This is a genomic window from Ruminococcus sp. AM42-11 (assembly GCF_003480145.1).
In the GTDB taxonomy this organism is placed as follows: Bacteria; Bacillota; Clostridia; order Lachnospirales; family Lachnospiraceae; genus Blautia_A; species Blautia_A faecis.
In genome coordinates this window covers 1-25,570 of the sequence record NZ_QUIO01000001.1, presented here as the reverse complement: position 1 = coordinate 25,570, position 25,570 = coordinate 1, and the positions used below count along the sequence as shown (strand labels likewise).

21 protein-coding genes and 2 tRNA genes are annotated in these 25,570 nt (G+C 42.8%); 20 read left to right on the top strand and 3 right to left on the bottom strand.

The window, feature by feature from the left end; all coding sequences use genetic code 11:
* Nucleotides 1-47: 47 nt before the first annotated feature.
* From DW904_RS00105 to DW904_RS00090, 4 genes are all read left to right on the top strand, one after another.
* On the top strand, nt 48-1,001 hold the full coding sequence (locus DW904_RS00105; RefSeq protein WP_118577559.1) for a carbohydrate kinase: 954 nt from the start codon (nt 48-50) through the stop codon (nt 999-1,001).
* A 160-nt stretch (nt 1,002-1,161) separates the two neighbouring features.
* Complete coding sequence (locus DW904_RS00100; RefSeq protein WP_118577558.1) at nt 1,162-2,151, top strand: guanosine polyphosphate pyrophosphohydrolase; 990 nt, start codon at nt 1,162-1,164, stop codon at nt 2,149-2,151.
* A 25-nt stretch (nt 2,152-2,176) separates the two neighbouring features.
* Nucleotides 2,177-3,187 (top strand): alpha/beta fold hydrolase, encoded by a 1,011-nt coding sequence (locus tag DW904_RS00095; RefSeq protein ID WP_118577557.1) that lies wholly within the window; start codon nt 2,177-2,179, stop codon nt 3,185-3,187.
* A gap of 398 nt (nt 3,188-3,585) precedes the next feature.
* The gene (locus DW904_RS00090) at nt 3,586-4,704 is read left to right on the top strand and encodes a hypothetical protein (RefSeq protein WP_118577556.1); all 1,119 of its coding nucleotides are present in this window, start codon (nt 3,586-3,588) and stop codon (nt 4,702-4,704) included.
* Between the two features lie 177 nt (nt 4,705-4,881).
* Here DW904_RS00090 and DW904_RS00085 read toward each other — a convergent pair whose 3' ends face one another.
* Nucleotides 4,882-5,349, bottom strand: coding sequence for a DUF2798 domain-containing protein (locus DW904_RS00085; protein ID WP_118577555.1), 468 nt, complete (start codon nt 5,347-5,349; stop codon nt 4,882-4,884).
* A 316-nt stretch (nt 5,350-5,665) separates the two neighbouring features.
* Between DW904_RS00085 and DW904_RS22660 the strand changes: the two genes are divergently transcribed.
* The 8 genes from DW904_RS22660 (at nt 5,666) to DW904_RS00055 (ending at nt 13,029) form a co-directional block, all read left to right on the top strand.
* A tRNA-Tyr gene (locus DW904_RS22660) sits at nt 5,666-5,750 on the top strand.
* A 4-nt stretch (nt 5,751-5,754) separates the two neighbouring features.
* Nucleotides 5,755-5,828, top strand: a tRNA-Arg gene (locus tag DW904_RS00080).
* Nucleotides 5,829-6,064: 236 nt separating this feature from the next.
* Nucleotides 6,065-7,516: a family 43 glycosylhydrolase gene (locus DW904_RS00075; RefSeq protein ID WP_118577554.1), complete on the top strand. Its 1,452-nt coding sequence runs from the start codon at nt 6,065-6,067 to the stop codon at nt 7,514-7,516.
* A 110-nt stretch (nt 7,517-7,626) separates the two neighbouring features.
* Nucleotides 7,627-9,198 (top strand): MFS transporter, encoded by a 1,572-nt coding sequence (locus DW904_RS00070; RefSeq protein WP_243110219.1) that lies wholly within the window; start codon nt 7,627-7,629, stop codon nt 9,196-9,198.
* A 190-nt stretch (nt 9,199-9,388) separates the two neighbouring features.
* On the top strand, nt 9,389-9,904 hold the full coding sequence (locus DW904_RS00065) for a response regulator (RefSeq protein ID WP_347561964.1): 516 nt from the start codon (nt 9,389-9,391) through the stop codon (nt 9,902-9,904).
* Nucleotides 9,901-10,098 carry a LytTR family DNA-binding domain-containing protein gene (locus DW904_RS24740; protein ID WP_347561963.1) on the top strand — a complete coding sequence of 66 codons (198 nt, stop codon included), beginning with the start codon at nt 9,901-9,903 and terminating at the stop codon, nt 10,096-10,098. Before DW904_RS00065 ends, DW904_RS24740 begins: the two co-directional genes overlap by 4 nt.
* Nucleotides 10,095-11,423 (top strand): ATP-binding protein, encoded by a 1,329-nt coding sequence (locus DW904_RS00060; protein ID WP_118577553.1) that lies wholly within the window; start codon nt 10,095-10,097, stop codon nt 11,421-11,423. The genes DW904_RS24740 and DW904_RS00060 overlap by 4 nt, the downstream gene beginning before the upstream one ends.
* 22 nt (nt 11,424-11,445) lie before the next feature.
* The gene (locus DW904_RS00055; protein ID WP_118577552.1) at nt 11,446-13,029 is read left to right on the top strand and encodes a family 78 glycoside hydrolase catalytic domain; all 1,584 of its coding nucleotides are present in this window, start codon (nt 11,446-11,448) and stop codon (nt 13,027-13,029) included.
* A gap of 157 nt (nt 13,030-13,186) precedes the next feature.
* On the opposite strand, the gene DW904_RS00050 is transcribed toward DW904_RS00055, so the two are convergent.
* The gene (locus DW904_RS00050) at nt 13,187-13,690 is read right to left on the bottom strand and encodes a hypothetical protein (protein ID WP_118577551.1); all 504 of its coding nucleotides are present in this window, start codon (nt 13,688-13,690) and stop codon (nt 13,187-13,189) included.
* A gap of 125 nt (nt 13,691-13,815) precedes the next feature.
* Nucleotides 13,816-14,220 carry a hypothetical protein gene (locus DW904_RS00045; RefSeq protein WP_118577550.1) on the bottom strand — a complete coding sequence of 135 codons (405 nt, stop codon included), beginning with the start codon at nt 14,218-14,220 and terminating at the stop codon, nt 13,816-13,818.
* 335 nt (nt 14,221-14,555) lie between these two features.
* Between DW904_RS00045 and DW904_RS00040 the strand changes: the two genes are divergently transcribed.
* The 8 genes from DW904_RS00040 (at nt 14,556) to DW904_RS00005 (ending at nt 25,449) form a co-directional block, all read left to right on the top strand.
* Nucleotides 14,556-16,475, top strand: a complete 1,920-nt coding sequence (locus DW904_RS00040; RefSeq protein ID WP_347561962.1) for a polysaccharide deacetylase family protein — start codon at nt 14,556-14,558, stop codon at nt 16,473-16,475.
* Between the two features lie 212 nt (nt 16,476-16,687).
* Nucleotides 16,688-18,043, top strand: a complete 1,356-nt coding sequence (gene tig / locus DW904_RS00035; RefSeq protein WP_118577549.1) for a trigger factor — start codon at nt 16,688-16,690, stop codon at nt 18,041-18,043.
* A gap of 56 nt (nt 18,044-18,099) precedes the next feature.
* On the top strand, nt 18,100-19,203 hold the full coding sequence (gene nagA / locus DW904_RS00030) for an N-acetylglucosamine-6-phosphate deacetylase (protein WP_118577548.1): 1,104 nt from the start codon (nt 18,100-18,102) through the stop codon (nt 19,201-19,203).
* A gap of 60 nt (nt 19,204-19,263) precedes the next feature.
* The gene (locus DW904_RS00025) at nt 19,264-20,580 is read left to right on the top strand and encodes a polysaccharide deacetylase family protein (RefSeq protein WP_118577547.1); all 1,317 of its coding nucleotides are present in this window, start codon (nt 19,264-19,266) and stop codon (nt 20,578-20,580) included.
* A 265-nt stretch (nt 20,581-20,845) separates the two neighbouring features.
* A complete protein-coding gene (gene glgB / locus DW904_RS00020; RefSeq protein ID WP_118577546.1) occupies nt 20,846-22,729 on the top strand; it encodes a 1,4-alpha-glucan branching protein GlgB in 1,884 nt (627 codons plus the stop codon).
* Nucleotides 22,730-22,961: 232 nt separating this feature from the next.
* Nucleotides 22,962-23,195, top strand: coding sequence for a polya polymerase (locus DW904_RS00015; RefSeq protein WP_118577545.1), 234 nt, complete (start codon nt 22,962-22,964; stop codon nt 23,193-23,195).
* A gap of 93 nt (nt 23,196-23,288) precedes the next feature.
* Complete coding sequence (locus tag DW904_RS00010) at nt 23,289-24,383, top strand: CobW family GTP-binding protein (RefSeq protein ID WP_118577544.1); 1,095 nt, start codon at nt 23,289-23,291, stop codon at nt 24,381-24,383.
* A 115-nt stretch (nt 24,384-24,498) separates the two neighbouring features.
* Nucleotides 24,499-25,449 (top strand): GTP-binding protein, encoded by a 951-nt coding sequence (locus DW904_RS00005; RefSeq protein ID WP_118577543.1) that lies wholly within the window; start codon nt 24,499-24,501, stop codon nt 25,447-25,449.
* Nucleotides 25,450-25,570: the final 121 nt, after the last annotated feature.

The following is a 25,570-nucleotide window of genomic DNA, read 5'->3' as shown; positions in this document are numbered from 1 at the left end:
CTTGTCATGAATGAGTAAGGTAAAAATACAAGAATTGGGAGCAACGTATGAAGAAATATGATGTAACGGCACTGGGAGAATTATTGATTGATTTTACTGAAAACGGAAAAAGCAATCAGGGAAATCCACTTTTTGAAGCAAATCCCGGAGGAGCACCTTGTAATGTGCTTGCAATGTTAGCAAAGTTAGGGCATAACACGGCATTTATCGGAAAGGTAGGAAATGATTTCTTCGGAGAACAGTTGAGGGCTGCAATAAAAGAAGTTGGAATTGATGACACTGGATTATGTACAGACGAAAAGATCCATACAACCCTTGCTATGGTACATACATATCCCGATGGAGACAGGGATTTCTCTTTTTACCGTAATCCAGGTGCAGACATGATGCTGAATAAAGCTGAAATTTGTGAAGATATTCTCAAAAATACGAAAATTTTTCATTTTGGTACATTGTCTATGACACATGAAGGGGTGCGGGAGGCAACGAAAGAAGCAATTCATATTGCAGAAGAAGCTGGCGCTATTATTTCATTTGATCCCAACTTACGTCCACCGCTCTGGGAGTCTATGGAAGAGGCGAGAAAGCAGGTATTATATGGTCTTGGTCATTGTCAGATACTGAAAATTTCAGATAATGAAATTCAGTGGCTGACAGGAGAAGAAGATTATAGTGATGGCGTAAACTGGATTAGAGAACGTTATCAGATTCCGCTGATCCTTGTGTCTATGGGAAGAGAAGGAAGTCGTGCTTATTATAATGAAATGATGGTGGAAGTAAAGCCGTTTTTACAGGATAATACCATCGAGACAACCGGAGCAGGAGATACCTTCTGCGGCTGTGTATTGCACTATGTCTGTGAACATGGAATTAATGGACTAAAAGAGGAAAATCTGGCTGAAATGTTAACGTTTGCCAATGCAGCTGCCTCAATTATCACAACAAGAAAAGGCGCACTGAGAGTAATGCCGGAAGAAAAAGAAATAAAGCTATTAATATAAAATATTCAAAAGAATAGGAATACAACAAAGGGACTTCTTCGGAGGTCCCTTTTAAATGGGAAAATGTTAATAAAACTTTTTCTTGCTAAATTGTAAAAGTTTGCTAGAATAGTTGTAACAAACACAGTCAGAAAGAACGTTCACAAACGAGGTGACCGCTATGATTACACTGAATGATTATTTATATTCCGGAGATACGGTTTTAAAAATTTTACAGAAATATACAGAGGATCTGCGTAAGGAAGCGAAGAAGAACCATAACGAGATCGATCTGGTGCACAGTAATTTTTTGATCCAGATCACGGAACTTCTGGAGCATAATGATTTCCTTACGGCACAGTCCCAGAAGATCCGGGAATTTTATAAATATATGGCCCATGAATATCCGTTTCTTGCCTTTACATTTAAAGGCAGGATCAAGTCCCTGATCCGGGCAGAAGAGAAATTTAATGGATATGTAGTGGAATATATTTATGATTATTACAGGGAAAATGGTACCTATCCGTCGGTTGCAGAGTTGAAAAACAAGCTGAGCTGCTTCCGTGATTTTATTGCTTACAGGATCGTGGTCTGTATGCCAAGATGTCATTTGAAGCCAGGGGAAGACCAGGAGCAGGCGTCTATCCGCTATCTTTATGAGATTGCAAATGTGCTGCCAGGATTTCTGGAAGAGAGAGGCTTTACAGCAGAATCGGCTCAGGGAGTGAAATTGAGTACTTCTGATCAACTAAATGATGATGTAAAGCCTTATTACAGAGATTATATTTGTGGTACCAGTGAATATGGGTATCAGTCTTTACATATTACGTTCTATGATAACAGCTCCAGATCCTACATGGAGGTACAGCTCCGCACCCAGAAAATGGATGATACTGCGGAAATCGGACCGGCCAATCATCTGGGCTATGAGAAACGCCAGCAGGACGAGCGAGCCAGAAGAGATGTGATCCCGGAAGGGGAATGTGTTTACTTTGATGAGGCTTATGAGCGGGGGATGAAGCTGCTTTCCCTGGAATTAGCAGATCTTGACGTGAATATGTTTTCTGCGGTAAATAACAGTCTGATCAACGATGGCTGTGGATTGTTCCGAGGCAGATTGATTCTGCCTTATGAGCATTTGTCCAGATTTCAGAATGATGTGATTGATTGAGAAAAAAGTAAGTGGAGCAATAAAGATGTTAAAGAAAAAGATGTTAATTGCTTTAGGGGTGGCAGCAGTATTGAGTGTGAGCTGTGTAAGTGTGACTGTCTGGGCTGAGGAAAACGCAGAAGAGCAGACAGAGGAAGCAGAGGACAGTTCTAATTCTGAAGGAGAGGAAGATGCTGATTTAGAAGAGTCTGACAATCCGGAGATTGAAGAGGGATACACTACAGAACTAGAAGGCTGCACAAAGGTGGTTTCCTGGTGCAAAAATGGAGACAATAATATTTACGGACAGTTCTATTATCCGGAAGATTTTGACGAAACAAAGACTTATCCAGTAATCATTATGAGCCACGGAATCGGTTCTACTTCCCAGATGGTAGAGCGTGCAAAATGGCCGGAAAAGGCGGCTCAGGATGGATATGTGGTTTATACATTTGACTTCTGCGGCGGTTCCCTTAACGGAAACAGTGACGTAGATTTCATGGATATGACAGTGATGACTGAGAAAGAAGATTTAAGTGCTGTTATGGACTTTGTGAAAACAAAGGATTATGTGGATCAGGATCATCTTTTCCTTCTGGGACAGAGCCAGGGAGGACTTGTAAGTGCTCTGACTGCTGCAGACAGAAAAGATGATGTGGCTGCTATGATCCTGATTTATCCGGCGTTTTGTATTGCGGATAATGCCCGGGAAATGTATGATTCCGCATATGATATTCCGGAAGACAGAGCTGAGATGCCGGTAGGAACTGTGGGTTCTGAGTATGTGAAAACAGTTTATGATCTGGATGTTTATGGCACTATCAGCGCATATGACGGAGACGTGATGATCATTCACGGAATCAATGACAGCCTGGTGCCATACAGCTATTCTGAAAAGGCAATTGAGGAAGCGTATACAGGGGAAGGTTCTGTTCTGATTCCCATTTATGGAAAAAAATCTACCCATGGTTTCGAGATGAACTTTGAAGAGGGAAGAGACTATGCGGAGACAGTTGGATTGGAATTTTTGGATGTGCATTTGAAAGAGGAAGAATAAAGGTTTAGGAAACCAAAAAGTGAAAAAAACATGTAGGGCGTATTTATAGATCGTTATGAATTAAAGGCATTGCAAGGATATTATACCGCGTACTAAAAGTTAGATTTTAATGTCTGACTTTTGGGCGGTATGTTCTACAATGCCTTTTTTTATTTAAGTATATATTTTATAAAAATAATATTGTATAAAATAAATACAAATGGTATAATATTAACGAGGAATGATTCTTAAAAAAATATAACTCCTTGCAGTACATTATATTTTATGTTACGCTGAATTCACATCTCAGGAACTCTATGTACTATTCGTAGGCGGTTCAGCTCATGAACAGCAGTCTATTCATTGCCATTCGGTGAAGTATTCCTGTGAAATAAGCGTAATAAAGAAGGTGGTGAAACTTGGGTGTAAAAGACCAGGGACTACAGGAGTATCTGAAAGATAACGAACGCTTTGCAGATTTTGTGAATGGTACCTTATTTGCAGGAAAGCAGATTGTGGATCCATGTTATCTTAAGGAAGTACAAAGGAAGAAGAGAGTATCATATAAACAGTCGATTATGGCAAAAAATATACAAAAGAAAAACAGTTCTGAAAAATACGGCGAAGAGGAAATTGCCAGGGAAAAAGGTGTTTTTGAAGAGGGAGAATTCGGGGATGACAGCGCGAAGCTCATGTATCTGGAAAGAGAGCGCGATTTCCTTCGTCTCCACGATAAGCCAGGCTGTAGATTTTTGTTGGCATGTGAAGTTGAATCTGGGGCAAATTATGAGATGCCTGTGAGATGTTTTACATATGACAGCATAGAATATACAGATCAGCTAAAAGAGTGGAAAAGAAAATCCCAGCAAATGTTTTGGGGAAGAGGAAAACGTGGGAAAAAACGGCGCCGAATCCGTCGTCCATTGCTTCCGGTATTTCATCAGGTATTATACCTGGGAGAGAAAAGGTGGAAGAGTAAGTTAAAATTACAGGAAATGATGGACATCCCGGAAAATGTGATGAGTTTTTCAGACAGGCTTCCTGATTATGATATTTGTATGATAGATATTCATGAACAGAATCCTGAGTTGTTTCACACGGAATGGAAAGATATTTTCCAGCTTATGAAGCACAGCCGTAAAAAAGACGAATTGAGAAAATACGTAGAAGAGAGTACCGAAGAAATACGAAAGCTAAGTCAAGAAACCAGATGGCTTCTGGCGATATTACTGGAGCAATATGAATTTGTTGATGAAGAGGTTGTGGAGGTGAAGGATATGTGTAAGGCATGGGATGGCGCAATGCAAATGTATGCAGATGAAGCGAGAGCAGCAACGCGGAAAGAAATGAAGAAAGAGATGAAAAAAGAAATGAGAAGACAGGCCAGAGAAAAAGATCGCAGGACCGTTTTTAACATGTTTTCTCGGGGGTATTCACAGAAAGAAATTGCGGCAATTTCCGAGCTGCCGCTTAAAAAAGTACAGAAAATGTGTGAAGGGTTTATCGAGAATACAACAATGGCAGTACATACTTCTTGATTTGGATTAGAAATTACAGAATAGTAGCTGAGAAAGTTTAACGAGAAAAGGCATTGCAAGGAATTATATGGCGTCTGTAAACGATTTGATTTTGGAGTCAAACGTTAGGGAGAGGCTATATCCTGCAATGCCTTTTAAAATCCTTCAAATTTATATGAAAACTGCTAACAGGTACGCTTATGCATCTTGTTTCTCCGGAAACATTTTCCCGAAGAGAAAACGGATCAGCGGTCCACAGTACATAAGCTGCCAGAAGAAGGCTACCGGGAAGTTCATGAAAGTGGTCTGGAGCCATACGGCAACGAACTGGGAACCCGCATTTTTAAACAAGATTGTGGCAATTAAGCTCATGATCGGGCACATAATGCAGATGATCATAACAGAAATTGCAACTGTGATGGCGAAAGGTCTGTCTTTAGGTGTGACAATACGAAAAGCAAGCTTATGGGCAAGGTTATCAACAATAAAGAACTCCAGTACAAATGCAACCGGCCACATAATCTTCATTTCGCCGAAAGCCATGAGAAATACCTGGTTGCTCATTCCACCGATGTTCAGGGAAATGTTGTAGCAGATCATGGCGTAGACCATAAGGAAAGCCATCATCAGAGTGAAAATAACATTTTGAAACTTAGTTTTTGGCATAAAATTGTTCTCCTTTTTCTAAAAATGGGTACAAAAAGACACATGTGTTGTTCGTTATCAAGTGTACACTTGTGTCGTTTCCAATTTTATACCAGAGCTAATTTGTTATTGAATTGTTTACCGAATGATTATTATACCAGATAAATGGGAAAATGCAATAAAAAAAACGATATATAAGATGGACTAAGAAATGATAATGGGGATTTTTTATAAGTCAGAATGCAGTTTTACTTAAGTTCCTTGGTTATATTAAACTAGTGGTTTATTGCAGAATATGTAGTTCTTCTGGTAATATAAAACATGCAAGAAATCATATCGGTCATTATCCCGCTAAGGAGGCGGAGCGGACTGTAAATCCGCTGTTATCATAACACGAGTGGGTTCGATTCCCTCATGACCGAGTATACTCCTGTAGCTCAGCTGGATAGAGCACGCGTCTACGAAGCGCGGTGTCGAGAGTTCGAATCTCTCCAGGAGTGCTTCCAATGGCAGATGCCTTGGAGTAAAGTGAATCAGGTAAGGAAATGGTGTAAAGGAAGAAAGCTGTCTGTGACTGGACAGTTTTTTTATTGAGCTTCAACCTCTGGACTTTAAAGATGTGCTATTTGCGATAAATTTGTTACAATTTACGTTAAAAACAGGTACAGAAATTGCAGGGTGTTATAATAAATCCATGATATGAAACATGTAAAATAATCAATGGAGGATAAATGGTATGAAAACAAAGCAGGCTGTAAATCCGTACCTGCCAAGCTGGGAATACGTGCCGGATGCGGAGCCGCATATTGTAGATGGACGTGTATACATATATGGTTCTCATGATCTTTTTAACGGCTTGAATTTCTGTCTGGGAGATTATGTATGCTGGTCAGCGCCGGTAGACGATCTGGGCAACTGGCGTTATGAGGGTGTTATTTTCAAAAGAGAGCAGGATCCGGCAGCACCGAAGATCCGTCTTACAAATGGTCTGGCAGCACCGGATATGATCCAGGGACCGGACGGAAGATTTTATCTTTATTATTTCATGGGCGGCACCAAGATGATCTCTGTGGCTGTCTGTGACAAGCCGGCGGGCAAATATGAATTCTATGGTTATGTAAAATATGCAGACAGCACTCCTATTGGAAAGAAAGAGGAGCCGCTGCAGTTTGACCCGGGCGTTTTTATGGATGATGATGGAAAGCTGTATCTTTACACAGGCTTTGCCCTTCAGGGAAATCCCCTTCTGCTTGATGGATCCAAGCCGACTGAGCACGGTGCAATGTGCTTCGAGCTGGACCCGGCAGATATGCTTACTGTAAAAATGGGACCGAAATACATTGGAATTGCCAGTGAGAAAGAAGCACCGGGAAGTTCTTATGAGGGACATCCCTTCCTGGAGGCAAGCTCCATGCGTAAATTCAATGGAACCTATTACTTCATCTACAGTTCCCTGAACAGCCATGAGCTCTGCTATGCAACCAGCAATAATCCTATTGGTGGATTTGAATTTGGCGGTGTTCTGGTCAGCAACGGAGACATTGGCCTTCCAGGAATTACAGATGTGAAAAATGCAAGAAACTGCACCGGAAACACTCACGGAAGTCTGATCGAGATCAATGGAAGCTATTATGTTTTTTATCACAGACACAGTAACCGTAAGCAGTCTTCCCGTCAGGCCTGTGCAGAGCGCATCCGCTTTGAGAATGGCAAATTCTATCAGGCAGAGATGACCTCCTGTGGTCTGAATGACGGACCGCTTAAGGGAAAAGGAAACTATCCTTCCTACATTGCCTGCAACGTATATGGCAAAAAAGGAACTCGTTTCTTAAGTATGATCAAACATCCAAAGTCCGGTCATCCATATCTGACTCAGGAAGGAAAGGATCGTGAGCAGGGGTCAGATCAGTATATTGCCAATATGTGTGACGGAGCAGTTGCAGGCTTCAAATATTTTGACCTGCGTGAGACCTCTAAGGTTCGTATTAATATTAAGGGAAAAGCAACTGGAATTGTTTATGTATCCACAGAGGAAGGCGGCAAGCCAGTGGCAAAGATTCAGGTAAAACCTTGCAAGGAACAGCACGGTTTTGCAGCTGATGTAAACGGACTCGGTGAGAAAGAGGCACTGTACTTCAGTTACAAGGGAACTGGCGCATTTAATTTTATGTCTTTTGATCTGAAGTAAGATTCCATTAAATGTGCAGGAAATATTCTGCCTGCAAATGGAAGACAGAGCTTAAATAAAGGGAAAAAGAGTTTATCTTAAGAGTCAAATAAACCCAGGAGGCGAAATATTTGAACATTACTAATTTTGCAAAAAAACTTGCAGAAAAGCCGGTTTTTAAAACAAGAATCAAATCCGATCAGGTGAAGCTTCCGGAGATAGCTATCGGATATTTTCTGGCGCCCTTTTGCGCCATGTTTGCCAATGCCATTTTCGGTGCCTATCTGAACCGTTATTATGTGGATGTACTTGGCTGGACGAAATTCGGAGCATTTGCCACACTTCTGCCAATCGTATCTGTGATTTTCGTAGTTCTTGGAAATCTGATGATCGGGCAGTGGATCGACAACACCAGAAGTACACAGGGAAAAGCAAGACCTTACCTGATCATTGCAGCACCAATGCTGATCATAGCCATTATTCTTATGTTTATGACACCAACTAAGGGCAATAATGCAGTGCAGATGATCTGGATCGCAGTGTCCTATAACCTGTACTATGCACTTGCATATCCATGTTTTTACTGTGCACATAGCTCCATGGTTTCTCTTTCTACCAGAAATTCTGAGAGCCGCGGGCTTCTTGCAACACTGTCAAATGCAGCAATGGTTGCTTCCGCAGGAGTTGGAGCCAGCATTGTAGTGCCGATTCTTCTTCAGAGCTTTCTGTTTGTGACAAAGGACGGCGGAATCGATGTGGACGCAAGCTATTCACACTGGAGGATTATTTCCATAGTTCTTTGCCTTGTAAGTGCATTTGGCTGTATGCTGGAATATTATTTTACCAGAGAGCGTATTACAGAGGAAACCATCAATCTGAATGTGAAGGAAGAGAAGCTTCCTCTGAAAAAACAGCTGGAAGGCTGTATGCACAACAAATACTGGTGGATCATCATTCTCTATTTCCTGATTTTCCAGTTTGGCCAGCTGATCAAAAACAGTTCCATGAGCTTCTATGTAAGATGGATGTTTGACAGTGTAATTAATTCTGCAAATCCGGAGCAGACTTCCGGTGCATTAATGTCAACACTTGGTTTGGTTGGTGGAATTCCTACTGCCGTTGGTATGGTAGTGGCATGGCCAATTGCCCGTAAGCTGGGCAAAAAGAGAGCTGTTGTTACAGGACTTTGCTTCTCCGTTGTAGGCGGCCTTGTCTGTTTCCTGAATGTACACAGCTTCGGAATGGTTGCTGCAAGTATGGTACTGAAAGGAATCGGAAGTATTCCGGCAATGTATGTGACGATGGCGCTTCTTTCTGATGTGCTGGATCACCTGGAAGCGAAAAATGGTTTCCGAAGCGATGGATTTACAATGTCTGTTTATAGCTCCATTATGGTAGGTCTTAGCGGACTCTGTATCGGTGTGCTGAACAGTCTTCTTACCTTTGCAGGCTACAGCAATACCGGCATTGCCTGCAATCCGCAGACTCTGGAAATCATTGAAAATGTGGCAAACTATACAGGGCAGATCGTTTACCGTCAGATGGGCGGCGTGGAGCAGGTGCTTTCATTCGCATTCCTGGCGGCAGATGTGATCACCTATGCAGTTGTTATCATTCTCATGAGCCGTCTGGATGTGGAAAAACACATTGAAGAGGATCAGAAAAAGATAAAAGAAAATCAGAAGAAAGCAGCTAATAATTAATTGTTTCAGAACCTGTTTCCTGTTATACTATTCTTAGTTAACACAAGTGATTCCGGCTCCCTGGTGCAGTGTCACTGTGCCAGGGAGCCGTTTTAGCCGAATAAGCTGCGAAGAAGCTATTCGATTATGAGAAGGCAGCAAAGCGGATTGGAGTATCCGTTTGATTGAATAGGATAGGTGAGAAATAATTATGATAAGAATTGCAATTGTAGAGGATGACAGGCATGACCGGGAGGCGTTGAAGAAATGCCTGAATCGTTATGAAAAAGAGAACCAGATGAAATTTTCCGTAACAGAATTTCAGGACGGAGAGGACATTGTAACCGATTATACAGCCAGCTATGACCTTATTATTCTGGATATTGAGATGGCTTTTCTCAATGGAATGAAAGCAGCAGAAAAAATCCGCGAGCTTGATACAAATGTAATTATTATTTTTATTACAAATATGCCTCAGTATGCCATTCAGGGATATAAAGTAAATGTGCTGGATTATATTTTGAAGCCAATTTCCTATTTTTCATTTTCAGAGAGTATGGTAAGGGCTCTGGCAAAGGTGAAGACACCGGAGAAGGAGTACATTACCATTGTTCTGAAGGGAGGTAAAAAGAAGCTGGATGTGGCGCGGATTTGTTACGTGGAGGTTCAGGACCATGTGCTGATCTACACACTCTGGATGGGGATTTTGAGACAAAGGGCACTATGAGGGATACAGATAATCAGTTTGATCCCAAGAAATATTTCCGATGCAACCGCTGTTATCTGGTAAATCTGGAATTTGTAGAGACTTATCAGGGCAGTGATATCATGGTAAACGGTGACACGATTCAAGTGAGCAGAAGCAGGAGGAAGCCCTTCCTGGATGCCCTGAATGAATATATGAATGAGGTGGAAAAATGAGAGGCACAGTAGTCAACACTCCCGGATATTATTATGCCATTTCCTACTGGCTTTCTGCACTGGTAATGATTCTTGTGCATGGATGCGGGAAAAAAGATGTGTGGAAATATGTGTATGGGGTGTTGAGCTTTATCAGTATTTTTACCGTTATGTTTTTTACAGATGGAATAAAGCAGATGTTTTTCATGCCTCTTATGGTTTGTGTGTTTTTGCTGATGCTTTTGTACATCAGGATGGCAGGAGAGCTTCCATGGCGTGAAACCGGATTTTTCTGTGCGAAGGCATTTATCAACGCAGAATTTGCAGCCTCTTTGTGCTGGCAGATTCATTATTTTTATACAGGTGATTTCAGCGGTCAGGAGAAGGGGACACCAGAGCAGATGTTATGGAGAGTGCTGCATATGGTAGTTATTTATGCAGTATTATACATTCTGATTTATCTGATCGAACGTTATCTGAAAAAGGATATTGAAGAATTGCAGATCACCCGCAGAGAATTACTGGTTGTATATTTTGTGCTGATTATGGTGTATTGTATCAGCAATGTAAGCTATGTGGATGTAAAAAGTATTTTCAGTGCGGGAACAGCTATGGATGTGTTTATTATCCGCACATTGGCAGATCTCAGCGGTATGGCAGTTCTTTATGCTTATCACATTCAGGTAAAAGAAATCCAGATGCGTTTTGAGAAGGATACGCTTCGGAATATTATGGATATGCAGTACAAAAATTACAAGCTTTCCAAGGAGAGTATTGATATTGTAAATCAGAAATACCATGATCTGAAGCATCAGATCAATCTTTTAAAAAGCGGCGCAGATTCTGAAAAAGCAGGGGAATACCTGGAACAGATGGAGCGTGAGATCAAGATTTACGAGACACAGAATAAAACGGGAAATAAGGTCCTTGACACCATTCTTACCAGTAAAAGCATGCATTGTCAGAGACATGGTATTGAGCTGAAATTTATGGGTGAGGGACAGCTGCTGAATTTTATGGAGGATATGGATATCAGTGCTCTTTTCGGAAATATGCTGGATAATGCCATTGAAAGTGTGGTGAAGATCAAAGACCGTCAGAAACGTCTGATTTCCCTGCACGTGATTCAGGATAAACAGTTTATCCGTATTCGCACAGAGAATTACTGTGAGGAGAACGTTCAGTTTCAGGATGGAATCCCGATCACCACCAAGAAAGATAAACGGTTCCATGGATATGGAATGAAGAGTATGAAAAAAATTGTAGAGAAGTATGGCGGTTCCGTTATGGCGGGCAAGGCGAATAATTGGTTTGAGCTGAAGATACTGATTCCGATGAAACATTAGACGATTTTTAGGAGGAAAGATAATGCCATCATATAGTATAATTGAGAATTTCGAAGTACATAAAAATAATCGTTTTCTGGAAATTGCAGAGGCCCTGAAGCCGGAGCTTTTGCATAAAGAAATTAAGGCTGAAAAGGAAATTATGGTGGGAAAAGACCGCCAGATGAGAACAGTTATTACAGAAGAGCACCCAATTGAAAATCTGTATGCAAAATCTTTAAAAAGAGATGATACAGTATTTGTAGATTTCGGGGATCATGCTGTAGGTTATGTGACTCTGGAGCTTAGTAAAACAGGAAGCCATCAGGATGCACCGGTTTATTTTTACCTGAAATTCGGTGAGCGTCTGGAGGAAATGACGGACAAAACTGCTGATTATGACGGCTGGCTCAGCCGTGGCTGGATTCAGGAGGAGTATATTCATGTGGATGTACTTCCGGCGAAGGTGAAGCTGCCAAGAAGATATTCTTTCCGTTATATGGAGCTTCGTGTAATTGATACTTCTGCCAAGTTCCAGCTGAAAATCGATGGTATTTCCTGTGATACGGTTTCTGCTGTAGATATGGAGTCTGTAAAGCCTGTGGATTTCGGAGATCCGCTTCTGAATCAGATTGATCTGGTAAGCCGAAAAACCCTGAAAGAATGTATGCAGGATGTTTTTGAGGATGGACCAAAGCGTGACCGCAGAATGTGGCTGGGAGATCTGAGACTTCAGGCGAGAGCCAATTATTACACCTTTAAGAATTATGATCTTGCCAAACGCTGTATGTATATTTTTGCAGGACTGCTTTTTAATGAGGGAAAGCTAAGCGCCTGTGTATTCACAGAACCGGAGATGGAGCCAGATGATACTTACCTTCTGGACTATGCATTGTTTTTCTCATCTGTGCTTCTGGATTATTATGAGGCAACCGGTGATCTGGAAACACTCAGGGATCTTTATGATGTGGCAATTGATCAGATCCGCATTGCTATGACGCAGTTAAATGAGAAAAATGTTGTGGAGGATTTAGGTGATGCATTCTGGTGCTTCCTGGACTGGGGAGATGGTCTGAATAAGCAGGCCGGAGCTACAGCAGTTCTGATTTACTGTATCCGTTATGGAATCCGCCTTACGAAGATTCTGGATAAACAGGAGGATATCAGCTGGCTGGAAGAGAAGCAGGCCATGCTGAAAGAGGCAGCAGTGAAAGAGTTCTGGGATGAAGCGCTTGGAATGTTCGTAAGCGGTCCGGACCGTCAGGCTTCCTGGGCAACCCAGATCTGGATGATCCTGGCACGTGTCTTTGACAAAGAGACAAACTGTAAATTGATCCATCATGTAATGGAAGTGAATCCAAGAATCCGCATGGTAACTCCATATATGTATCATCACTATATTGATGCGCTTATCCGCTGTGATGAGAAAGAGCTTGCACTGGAAGAAATGAAGCGTTACTGGGGCGAGATGATCCGCGACGGCGCCGACACCTTCTGGGAACTGTACAATCCATACAACCGGGAAGAATCCCCTTATGGCTCCAGCATGGTTAACAGCTACTGTCACGCATGGAGCTGTACGCCGACGTATTTTCTTAGAAAATTTTATATGGATAATGAGAAATAAGATTGAGAATGAGGATCTTGCAGAAATGCAGGATCCTTTTTGAAATAGAGAAAGATTCTTGATAAAATGCAACACGCAGGAAATAATGTCTGGCATTACAATATGGGGAAAGGAGCATTAAAATAGCCCTGCCATCATAATGGCAGGGCTAAAATAATCATTTCTTTTTATTCTTTTTGGATTTCTTAGTCTCATTCTGGGCTGCCTGAGCTTCCTCAGCAGATTTCTTAAAACGTGCGAAAAATCCTTTTTTCTTCTTAACCGGAGCGTCCAGGTTACCGCGGATGCCTTTTACACCTACTATGTAAAGTCCACTTACTTCAGCTTTGATCTCTTTCTTCACAGGGATAAGGTCGAATACTTTCTCGTCTGCGATAAGAATGGAAATCTTCGGTCCGACTTTAGCCTTAACGATCGGCATCTTGGAGCGGCGGAGAAGCTTCGGAGTCTGGTCGATGACCATCTGTGGGAGACCTGATTCCTTAAGTGGCATTCTCTTCTTATCAATAACGAGCATGGAAACGGTCTGTTTACTTGCCTCGATCTGTGCCTGCTGTTCTTCCTGCTTCTTCTGGGTCTTCTTGCCAAAGAAATATAAACCAACCAGTAATCCGATGAGGATTACGAGAATCACCAGAAGGACGATTGTTACTGGATGCATACTTATCCTCCTACTATATTATAAAGTTTCTTAATAACTATTCAGCCTGTACGGTTCCGCAAAACGTGTGACCGTGAAGAAACTGAACAGTTACATTCTTGTTTCACATAAACTACATTTTAACATCATTTTTTGGAAAAGGCAATTGTTTTGTTATCTCCTTTAAAAAGCTTATAAGCTGTGAAAGCATATAAAACCGGTACCGCAAATGCTGCAAGATTCATAAGAACCAGTATAATACTTCCCTTAATATGAAAGAAGTGGGCAATCTGGGGAATAAAGGCTAGAATTCCAAAGATAACGGTGCTCATTCTTCCTTTTTCTGCATTCATCACGCCTATAATTCCAATTGCAATCTGAAGAAGTGTAAATGCATAAGTAAGTGCAAAAGCCTCTGTAGTATCACCATGGGTTACATGTCTGCCCACAATATTAGTGGTTCCGATCCAGAAGCGGGCTGCGATCAAAGAAGCAGAACCCAGGGCTATTTCAAATAGTGCGCTGATGCGCATAATATCTGATCTGTTCATATTTTCCTCCTTTAGAGTGACTGATATAGAGCTTAATATTTTTGATATTTGAGGTTAAAACATATTTTATCATGTGTTTTTTATTTTAACAATATATGGCAATAGAATGCAAGGATATTTACTGAGAAGAGGTGGTAATTATTTTGAATATCATGTATAATAGAAATCTACTGGTTACAGAATGGATAGATTTATCTGGTATGGTTATAATAAATGCCAGATTACAGATTCCGTTCAGGATTAATAGGAAGCTTTGTAGGTTTTCTTTATTAACTGGTCTTGCGGGAAGAAGGTGTTTTGAGGGGGGCTTACAGTATAGTTAGGAGTTATACATTATGAAGAAATCGGATACAGAACAGGAACAGCCTGGTCTGGAAGAGAATAAAGTTCCCGACAGCCAGTCCAAGCGGGAGCTTGACAGAGAATTACAGGAACTGGCAGAGAAGGAACACCAGGAAGAGATATATTACGAAGAACGACGGCGCGAGAGACATGAGCGCAATCTGAAGAGAAAGAAGAGGCAGATACGGAATCGTAATCTGGCTCTTATTATTACTGCTCTGGCAGTGTTGGGCGGTGTGGGATACTTTTATAGAGAGCAGACAGGGTTAAAAGACGGCATGGAAACGCTGGTAGCCAAGGTAAGGGATTTGGTTCCTGATAAGAATTCCGGTAAAGAGAGCAAGGCAGCAGAAGAACTGGCAAAGGCTGACCAAAGCACCGAAAGCATCGAAAACCCCGAAAGCACCGAAAACCCCGATATTAATACAGAGGAAGCTGCTGACAGCTCAGACAGTACAGATATACAACCGGAATCTGGTGAAGGCACGGCAGATGACAGTGATGAGACAACTGGAAATACAGATGACAATTCAGAGGATACTGCACAGGATAAATCCGGGAATATGTCCGATAAAGAGAAGACAGAAGATAATTCTTCAGATTCTGCAAATCAGCCAGAGCAGGAAGCAGCCCAGACAGCAGCCATAAATTTAAATGGGGTTATGCCACAGGCAGCAGCTGCCGGCACAGGTATCATCAGGAGGCAGATCCGTCACGAGAAGAAAGTACTGACCACAGCTAAGGAGAAAGCAGCCCAGTATGATTATGACGGTGCAATCAGCCTTTTGCAGAAGGACAATGCATATGTGAGAAATGTCCATTTTCAGAATGCTGCAGAGAAATTCCAGAAGAAAAAGGATAAATGTGTAGCCTGGTCTCCAGAACAGGTAACTCACATTTTTTACCATTCCCTGATCGTGGATACTTCCAAGGCGTTTGATGGAGATTACAAGACAGATGGTTATAATCAGGTTATGACCACTATGGATGAGTTTAATAAGATAACCCAGATCATGTATGACGAGGGATATGTAATGGTAAACCTTTATGATCTGGCAGACGTTGATGAAAATGGGAAAATGCAGGCAAAGCAGATTTATCTTCCTAAGGGAAAAACACCGTTTGTTCTTTCGCAGGACGATGTATGTTATTATCACTCCCAGGATGGAGATGGAATTGCCACCAAGCTTGTTATAGACGAAGAGGGGAAGGTTCGCAACGAATATGTACAGGATGATGGAAGCACAGTTGTAGGTGACTATGATGTTGTACCGCTGATCGACCGGTTTGTGGAGGAACATCCTGATTTTGCATATCATGGACATAAGGGAATTGTAGCGCTTACAGGCTACAATGGAATCCTGGGTTACCGCACAGATATCAGCTATCAGACAAGACCAGATGATCTGAATGATGATAAAAAGGCGTGGCTTGACGCGCATCCTGATTTTGATCTGGATATAGAGCGGGCAGAAGCGAAAAAGGTTGCAGATGCTATGAAGGCGGAGGGCTGGACTTTTGCCAGCCATACATGGGGACATAAAAACATGTCCACAGTTTCCATGGAACGCCTTGAAACAGATACACAGAATTTCAAAGAGAACATTGACCCTCTTATTGGCGGAACAGATATTATTATCTTTGCTTTCGGAGCAGATATTAATAACGGCGGAGAGTATACTGGCAATGAGAAATTTGAATATCTGAAATCCCAGGGATATGATTATTATTGCAACGTGGATTCTAATCAATATTTTGTACAGATGACAGATGAATATTTCCGGATGGGAAGAAGAAACGTGGATGGATACCGAATGTATTACAATCCGGACATGCTGGCAGATCTGTTTGACGTAAGCCAGGTATTTGACCCATCCAGACCCACTCCTGTACCGCCTATGAATGGGGGCTGATAAGACCAGCTGCAAAGAGGGCATGGATTCGCATGATTTTGCGCTGAGATTCTCGGGTTTTATGTGAACTTTGTTCACATAAAACACCTCGCGGAACGTTACCAGTGAACAGTAACGCGGCGGAGATAAAATAAAAATGATTGCCTCAGTGGGCTTCCTTTTTAATAGAAAATGTGATAATTTTATAAAAGAGTAACTGAAGGGAGTATGAAATGAAAAGAAAAGTATATTTGGCAGCGTTAGTAATGTGTATGGCACTTGCTGTAAATGGCTGCGGAAGTGATAAAGAAACTACCAGTACAGAGAGTGAGAGCACTGCCACAGAGCAGCAGGCAGAGGATTCGGCAGAGGAAGAAGAGGTACAGGAACCTTATACAGATTCTACCGGTGCGACACGCCTGGTTTCAGTGGATAATGTGGAGAAATATGTTACAATTGCAGACTATAAGGGGATAACTCTTGATAATTCTGTACCAGAAGTGACAGATGAGGATATTGAGAATCGTATCGCAGAGAATTTGAAAGACAATTCAGTGGAAGTGACAGATGAGAACGCTGTCATCCAGAATGGTGATACCGCTACTATTAATTTCGTAGGTACAAAAGACGGGGAAGCTTTTGAAGGTGGAACTGGTAATAATTATGACCTTGTGATCGGAAGCGGCACAATGATTCCTGGATTTGAAGAAGGAATCGTGGGAATGAAGAAGGGTGAGACGAAAGACGTATCGGTAACCTTCCCGGAGAGCTACCGCAACAGTGAACTGGCTGGACAGGATGCAGTATTCCAGATTACCGTGCAGAGCTTTAAGAGACCACCGGAACTGACCGATGATTGGGTTGCAGCGAATACCGATTACAAGACAATTGATGAATATAAGGCTTCTGTTCGCGCACAGCTGGAGCAGGAAGCACAGGATCAGGCCGACAGCAGTCTGCGCAGCACTGCATGGAATACTGTTTACACCAATTCTGAGGTTGTGGAATATCCAGAGAAAGACGTAGAAGAGGCAGTGAAGACATTTAAGAAACAGGCAGAAGCATACGCGAAGCAGGGAAATATGGAGCTTGAAGACTTCGTAGAGTCTCAGGGCGTTTCCATGGATGATTTCGAAGCCCAGTGCCAGCAGTATGCCCAGGCCAAGGTAAAACAGAATCTGCTTATTCAGGGAATCATGGACGCAGAGGGAATGACTTTGGAGGATGAGGAAAGTCTTGCAATCCAGAATCAGCTGGTAGAGCAGTATGCTTCTGGCGATCTTGCAGTTCTTATCGATACTTACGGTCAGGTTGCAGTGGATGAGAGTATCGGACTTATGAGAGTTCAGGATTTCATTATTGCAAATGCTAATTATGATCAGACAGCAGCGGATACATCTGCTGAAGGTGAGGATGCACAGGCTGCTGAGGGAACAGAAGCAGCAGATCATGCAGATGGCAGTACGACTGACGGACAGAGCACGGATGGCGGGGATACAGCAGAAGAGCAGGAAGCTGGTGCAACCGCAGATACAGGCACAGCAGCGGATGCTTCAACAGATACACAGGATGACAGTACGGAGAATTGACGGTTGCCGCTTATAACAGAAACAGCAGCCAATGAATCTCAGGAGGGAATGGAGTTATGATTATTAAAAATGGAGAAGTTTTTCAGGAGGATGGAAGCTTCAGATTACAGGATCTGTATGTGGAGAATCATAGAATCGTGGCTTCAGAGGATGAGGTTACGGACAAGACGATTGTAGACGCGGCTGGGCTCAGGGTGCTTCCGGGGCTGGTGGATATTCACAGTCACGGTGCATTTGGACATGATTTTTCCGATGCTGATCCGGAAGGACTTAAGATTATTCTGAAATATGAAAAGAGTCACGGAATTACTTCCTATTGTCCTACTTCCATGACATTGCCGGCAGAAGAACTGAAGGAAATTTTTGCTACTATTAAGACTGTGGGAGAAATGAAAGACGGAGCTGCTGTCCGGGGAATCAATATGGAAGGCCCATTTCTGGATGCGAAGAAAAAAGGCGCCCATGTGGAGGGCTATATCCGCAAACCAGATGCCGGATTTTTCCGTGAACTGAATGAATATTCCGGAAATATGGTGAAGCTGGTAACTCTGGCACCGAATGTGGATGGTGCTATGGAATTCATTGATGAGGTACATAATGAGGTGTGCATTTCCCTTGGTCATACAGCAGCTGATTACGATACAGCAGCGGAGGCCATGAGAAGAGGTGCACACCATGTGACACATCTTTATAATGCCATGCAGCCACTGGCGCACAGAGAACCAGGACTGATCGGAGCTGCCTGTGATGATGGGCAGTGTATGGCAGAGATGATCTGTGATGGCATTCACATTCATCCCGCTGTGATCCGCGCTACATTTAAGATGTTTGGACCAGAGAGGATTGTACTGATCAGTGACTCTATGATGGCTACTGGAATGGAGAACGGAACCTACCAGCTGGGTGGACAGGAAGTAACGATGAAGGACTGTAAGGCAACTTTGAAGGACGGTACGATTGCCGGTTCTGCTACGAACCTGTATGATTGTATGCGCAAGGCTGTTTCTTTTGGTGTTCCCCTTGAAGAAGCGATTTTTGCAGCAACACGAAATCCGGCAAAGAGTATTGGTATTTATGATGAAGTTGGTTCCCTTTCTGTTGGAAAGAAAGCGGATATTCTTCTTGTAACAGATGATCTGGAGCTGAGAGAAGTGCTATGACAGAACTTTTTTGCGGAAAATTTTTTCCACTATGTAACGAGAGATAAAGAGGGAGTATGAATGGATAGAAGGGTTTTGCGCGAAAGAATGCGCAGGAAACAGCGCCAGATAAGACGAAGGAAGATCATTAAGCTGGTCACCTATGTTGTGGCAATGGTGCTGGCTGTGATTTTTGTAATAAGAGGAGTGATTTTTCCAATCGTAAGTCGTGTGGGAGGAAAGAGTACTGGGAAATCACAGAGCGTGCAGGCGGATGCAGGTGACGGAGCTGCTTCGAATGCAGACTCCAATTCCACAGATGCCCTGAGACAGCCTCTGAAAGGACAGAGTGATGTGACCAAGGTTTCTTCACTGACTCCAGGCTGGCATGAGGATTCCAGCGGACGCTGGTATCAGAATGCAGATGGTACATATTATACCAATGGTTTTGCAGAGATTGACGGAGTGAAATATGCATTTGATTCCAATGGATACATGGAGACCGGCTGGGTGACCAAGGGGGTAAACGATTATTATTTTAATGAGGATGGTTCTTACAATGCTGAGAAGAAACGCCCTTTGATCGCACTTACCTTTGATGATGGTCCGGGACAGTATACAGACAAGCTTTTGGACTGTCTGGAGGAGAACAATGCACATGCTACCTTCTTTATGTTGGGACAGCTGGTTGGACAGTATCCGGACGAAGTGAAGAGAATGGTGGAACTTGGCTGTGAGATCGGAAACCATTCCTGGGATCATCAGGATATGCTGAATCTGAGTATTGATGATGTTATAAAGGAATTCGGCGATACCGATCAGGCATTGATCGATGCCTGTGGACAGGAGTCCACGGTGATTCGTCCGCCTTATGGAGACTGCAATGACGAAATTATTTCGGCAGTTGGGAAACCTTTTATTTTGTGGTCTATTGACAGTCTGGACTGGAAATATCTGGATGCAGATCTGGATTACAATGGCATTATGAATGACAGCAATCTGGGAGACGGAGCCGTTATTCTGATGCATGATATTCATGGTCCTTCTGTTGATGCGGCACTCAGACTGATTCCAGATCTTATTGCACAGGGATATAAACTGGTAACGGTAAGTGAGATGGCAGCGGCGAAGAATGTTACCCTTCAGACGGCAAAATATGCAGAGTTCTGGCAGAGCGCCCTTGATGCAGGTTATGTGCCTGGATATAATGGAAATGGCTCTTCTGAGGACTCTTCCACAGATGGAACTTCTGATGGCAGTTCAGATGACAGCAGTAATGGAGATGAGAGCGACTTCAGTGATGGTTCCGGTGATGGAAGCGACGGCAGTGAAAGTGACGGATACACAGACGGCAGTGAGGATAGCGAAGGGGATTTTAGCAGCGACTCAGGCGAATAACGGAGAAAATAAGAGGTTCTAGAGTCTGTCTGGCATATGTGTTAAGCTTCGGGACTTCCGGAAATTGCAGATGCTGTATAGTGTGAATGATAGTATACGCTTGTACTTATGAGAAAAATGTCAAAGTACAGGCGTATTTTTTACAGTAAAAATGAATTTTGATGTAGATTTTTTATGAATAATAGACAAGTTTTTGGTGGCATGGAGGAAAAGAGTATGTTATAATGTGCATAAGAATTTGAAAGTTTAGGGAGGTAACTTTCTGATGGGAGAGAAATTACAGTTTACAGAGCTTGACCAGTATCTGTTTGGTCAGGGAACCCATTATGATGTTTACAGAAAGCTTGGCGCACATCCTGTGAAACAAGGGAAAAAAGAAGGTGTTTATTTTGCTGTATGGGCACCTAATGCGCAGGCTGTTTCTGTAATTGGAGAGTTTAATGACTGGAATGAACAGGCTGCTCCAATGAAAAAGGCAGGTCCGATCGGTGTATTTGAGACATTTGTCCCTGGAGCGAAAATTGGACAGCTGTATAAGTTTTTTATTGTAGGAATGAACGGGGAGCATATTTATAAAGCTGACCCTTATGCAAATGAGGCAGAATTAAGACCGGGAACGGCATCCAGAATCACGGATATCGGGGATTACAAATGGAAAGATACCACCTGGATGAAGAATCGTCAGAAATTTGACGAGACTAAGGATGCCATGGCGATCTATGAGGTACATCCTGGCTCCTGGATGAAGCATCCGGCTACAGAGGAGAATGAGAAAGGCTTTTTCAATTACAGGGAACTGGCGGTGAAGCTTGCCCAGTATGTGAAGGATATGGGCTATACACATGTGGAACTGATGGGAATTGCAGAGCATCCCTATGACGGTTCCTGGGGATATCAGGTCACCGGTTATTATGCACCTACTTCCCGCTATGGAACACCCCAGGATTTCAAATATCTGGTAGATTATCTTCACAGACAGAAAATCGGGGTTATTCTGGACTGGGTGCCGGCACATTTTCCCAAGGATGCCCATGGACTGGCGAATTTCGACGGAACTGCAGTTTATGAGCATGCAGATCCCAGACAGGGAGAGCATCCGGACTGGGGAACTAAGATCTACAATTATGGCAGACCGGAGGTAAAGAACTTCCTGATCGCAAATGCCCTGTTCTGGATCGAGGAGTGTCATGTGGACGGTCTTCGTGTGGATGCCGTTGCATCCATGCTGTATCTGGATTATGGAAAGAATGATGGTCAGTGGGTAGCCAATAAATATGGCGGAAATCAGAATCTGGAAGCAATTGAGTTTTTTAAGCATCTGAATACAGTGGTTCTTGGAAGAAACCATGGTACTGTAATGATCGCAGAGGAGTCTACCGCATGGCCGAAGGTTACAGGTAAGGCAGAGGATGACGGCCTTGGATTTTCCCTAAAATGGAACATGGGCTGGATGAATGACTTCCTGGAATACATGAAGCTGGACCCATATTTCCGTAAGTTTAACCATAATAAGATGACTTTCTCCATGACATATGCTTACAGTGAGAAATATGTGCTGGTAATCTCCCATGATGAGGTGGTTCATCTGAAGAAGTCTATGCTGGAGAAAATGCCAGGTGAGCTAGATGATAAGTTTAAGAATCTGAAGGCTGCTTATACATTTATGTTCTGCCATCCGGGCAAGAAGCTTTTGTTTATGGGGCAGGAATTCGGTCAGCTTCGGGAGTGGAGCGAGGAGAGAGAACTTGACTGGTTCCTTCTTGGGGAAGAGAAGCATCGGGATCTGAAGGATTTTGTGCAGGCATTGCTGAAGATGTATCGCAAATATCCTGCGCTCTATGGAACGGATACGGATCCGTCTGGCTTTGAGTGGATCAATGCAGATGACGGGGACAGAAGTATTTACAGCTTCGTAAGGAAATCCCCTACAAAAAGAAATAACCTTCTGGTAGTATGCAATTTCACTCCTGTAGAACGTCCAGATTACCGTGTTGGTGTGCCGAAGAAGAAACAATACACACTGGTTCTGGATGAAAACGGACAGACGGCGAAAAAGGTATTTAAGGCAGAAAAGCAGGATTGTGACAATCGTCCGTTCTCCTTTGCTTATCCGCTGCCAGCTTACGGAGTTGCTGTGTTCCAGTATTAAAAGCTTCCAAATTCCGCAAGGAACAATTCTCACAGACAAGTTTCAGATTGTTGTGATAATTTAGTATAAAAAATACCCAAAGAATGGGGCAAATTCGGGTTTTGTTTGTGACTGTTGGGGATTTTTTTTCAGAAGGCGAAAAACCTGTTGCTATTTGGAAAAAGTTGAGATATAATGAGCCCGAACAAAAAGAAATGGAAAAAGTTGTACATGTTGAAAGGAGAATATTGACATGAAGGTATCTAATATTAAAGACATTCAGAAATTTTTTGATGTAGTAGACAGTTGCGCTGGTAAAGTAGAGCTTGTAACTGGCGAAGGTGACAGACTGAACCTGAAATCTAAATTATCACAGTATGTATCTCTTGCAAACATCTTCTCTAACGGTGAGATTCCGGAGCTTGAGATTGTTGCATATGAGAAAGAAGACATTGATAAGCTTATGCACTTCATGATCAACGGCTGATTTGCATAAAACTGTGAAATTGGGATAAATATATTAGGGGATGTGACTTGGTCATGTCCCCTTTTTCTGACATAATAGAAAGGGGAATACAAAATGGTAAAGATTGACATTATCTCCGGTTTCCTTGGAGCTGGTAAGACAACTCTTATTAAGAAACTGCTGAAAGAAGCATTTGAAGGTGAGCAGGTAGTTTTGATCGAGAATGAGTTCGGTGAGATTGGTATTGACGGGGGATTCCTGAAAGATGCCGGAATCGAGATCCGTGAGATGAACTCCGGATGTATCTGCTGTTCCCTGGTTGGAGATTTTGGTGCTTCCCTGAAGGAAGTTGTAGAGAAGTATCATCCGGATCGTATCCTGATCGAGCCATCAGGTGTTGGTAAGCTTTCCGACGTTATCAAGGCTGTACAGGGTGTGGAAGAGGATGTTGATATTCAGCTGAACAGCTACACTACAGTTGTTGATGCCAAGAAATGCAAAATGTATATGAGAAACTTCGGCGAGTTCTTTGACAATCAGGTTCAGTATGCAGGCGCGATTATCATGAGCCGTACCGATATTGTAGACGAGAAGAAAGCAATGGAGTCTATGGAGCTTCTTCGTTCTATCAATGAGAAGGCAGCTATTATTACCACTCCGATTGAGAAGCTGGATGGAAAGAAAATCCTGGAGGTTATGGAGCATCCGGTATCTCTGGCGGATGAGCTGCTGAAAGAGGAGCATGAGCATCATCATCATGCCCATGATGATGAGTGCGGTTGCGGACATGACCATGATCACGAGCATCATCATCACGACCATGATGATGAGTGCGGCTGCGGACATGACCACGATCATGAGCATCATCATCACGACCATGATGACGAATGTGGCTGCGGACATCATCATGATCATCACCATCATCACGCAGACGAAGTATTTACCAGCTGGGGACGTGAGACTATTAAGAAGTTTACAAGAGAAGGGCTTGAGAAAATGCTGGAGAGCCTTTCCGCTTCTGAAGAGTATGGCGTGATCCTTCGTGCTAAGGGAATGCTTCCGGCAGAGGACGGAACATGGATCTACTTCGATATGGTTCCGGAAGAAACTGAGATCCGTGAAGGTTCACCGGAGTACACCGGACGTCTTTGCGTAATTGGTTCCAAGTTAAATGAAGAGAAACTGGCCAAGCTGTTCGGCGTAGCTTAATGCTTGACATATAAACGGATAAAAGGCTTTTTGTAAGCTTGTTTGTTGCTGTTTATAAGCGATATATGCGAACGTACTGCTTTTAATTAAGAAAAATACAGGGAGGTTTCTGTAAATGGATGAAATTACAGTACCGATTTATCTCATAACCGGCTTCCTGGAAAGCGGCAAGACCTCTTTCCTTAGCTTTACCCTCCAGCAGGATTACTTCCGTACAGGGGGAAAGACACTTCTCATTCTCTGCGAAGAGGGAGAGGAAGAGTACGATGAAGAGGCTCTTGCAAAAGATAATGTTGTAGTTGAGGTTATTGAGAAAGAAGAAGATTTTACACCGGAGCGCCTTCAGGCACTGGATATTATCCATCAGCCGGAGCGTGTGGTTATGGAATATAATGGAATGTGGCTGGTAAGCAAATTTGAGGAGATGAAGCTCCCGGCAGGCTGGGGAATTGAACAGCACATTACCTGTGTAGATGCAAGCACATTCCAGGTATATATGCAGAATATGAAATCCATTTTTATGGATATGGTTCGTAATGCGGATATGGTTGTGTTTAACCGCAGCAAGAAAGAATATCCTCTTGCAAACTTCCGCAGAAGCATTAAGGTTGTAAACCCAAGTGCAGAGGTTATTTTTGAGGACGAAGAAGGCGAGATGACGGATATTTTCGCAGATCAGATGCCATTTGACCTGGATGCAGAGATTGTAGATATTCCGCCTGAAGATTACGGAATCTGGTTTGTAGATGCTATGGATCATCCGGATCGCTATGTGGGAAAAACTCTTCGATTTAAGGCTCGTGCAAGACGTCCGAGAGGTATGGGCAGCAAGTTCTTCATTCCGGGACGTACTGCCATGACCTGCTGTGCAGATGATACTTCATTCCTGGGATATATCTGTAAGAGTGCATATGCACCGAAGCTGAAGCCCGGCGAGTGGGTTGAGGTGACTGCCAAGGTTGCCTTTGAAAACCGTTCTGAGTACCAGGGCGAGGGAATTGTTCTTTATGCAGAGAATGTGACCCCGTGCGAACCTCTGGCTGATGAGATGGTTTATTTCAACTAATTTGATGATACCAGTGTCAAAAGGTCAAAAAGCTGTTCGTGCTTGCACGATAAGGCTTTTGAACTTGGGACACGCCAAATATGAGAAAGTAGCGATTTACGCAGTAAATCAGCGGATTTCG

Coding starts and splice junctions, on each gene's coding strand:
- DW904_RS00105 (WP_118577559.1), top strand. CDS start 48: ATGAAGAAATATGATGTAACGGCACTGGGAGAATTATTGATTGATTTT.
- DW904_RS00100 (WP_118577558.1), top strand. CDS start 1,162: ATGATTACACTGAATGATTATTTATATTCCGGAGATACGGTTTTAAAA.
- DW904_RS00095 (WP_118577557.1), top strand. CDS start 2,177: ATGTTAAAGAAAAAGATGTTAATTGCTTTAGGGGTGGCAGCAGTATTG.
- DW904_RS00085 (WP_118577555.1), bottom strand. CDS start 5,349: ATGCCAAAAACTAAGTTTCAAAATGTTATTTTCACTCTGATGATGGCT.
- DW904_RS00075 (WP_118577554.1), top strand. CDS start 6,065: ATGAAAACAAAGCAGGCTGTAAATCCGTACCTGCCAAGCTGGGAATAC.
- DW904_RS00065 (WP_347561964.1), top strand. CDS start 9,389: ATGATAAGAATTGCAATTGTAGAGGATGACAGGCATGACCGGGAGGCG.
- DW904_RS24740 (WP_347561963.1), top strand. CDS start 9,901: ATGAGGGATACAGATAATCAGTTTGATCCCAAGAAATATTTCCGATGC.
- DW904_RS00060 (WP_118577553.1), top strand. CDS start 10,095: ATGAGAGGCACAGTAGTCAACACTCCCGGATATTATTATGCCATTTCC.
- DW904_RS00055 (WP_118577552.1), top strand. CDS start 11,446: ATGCCATCATATAGTATAATTGAGAATTTCGAAGTACATAAAAATAAT.
- DW904_RS00050 (WP_118577551.1), bottom strand. CDS start 13,690: ATGCATCCAGTAACAATCGTCCTTCTGGTGATTCTCGTAATCCTCATC.
- DW904_RS00045 (WP_118577550.1), bottom strand. CDS start 14,220: ATGAACAGATCAGATATTATGCGCATCAGCGCACTATTTGAAATAGCC.
- DW904_RS00040 (WP_347561962.1), top strand. CDS start 14,556: ATGAAGAAATCGGATACAGAACAGGAACAGCCTGGTCTGGAAGAGAAT.
- tig (WP_118577549.1), top strand. CDS start 16,688: ATGAAAAGAAAAGTATATTTGGCAGCGTTAGTAATGTGTATGGCACTT.
- nagA (WP_118577548.1), top strand. CDS start 18,100: ATGATTATTAAAAATGGAGAAGTTTTTCAGGAGGATGGAAGCTTCAGA.
- DW904_RS00025 (WP_118577547.1), top strand. CDS start 19,264: ATGGATAGAAGGGTTTTGCGCGAAAGAATGCGCAGGAAACAGCGCCAG.
- glgB (WP_118577546.1), top strand. CDS start 20,846: ATGGGAGAGAAATTACAGTTTACAGAGCTTGACCAGTATCTGTTTGGT.
- DW904_RS00015 (WP_118577545.1), top strand. CDS start 22,962: ATGAAGGTATCTAATATTAAAGACATTCAGAAATTTTTTGATGTAGTA.
- DW904_RS00010 (WP_118577544.1), top strand. CDS start 23,289: ATGGTAAAGATTGACATTATCTCCGGTTTCCTTGGAGCTGGTAAGACA.
- DW904_RS00005 (WP_118577543.1), top strand. CDS start 24,499: ATGGATGAAATTACAGTACCGATTTATCTCATAACCGGCTTCCTGGAA.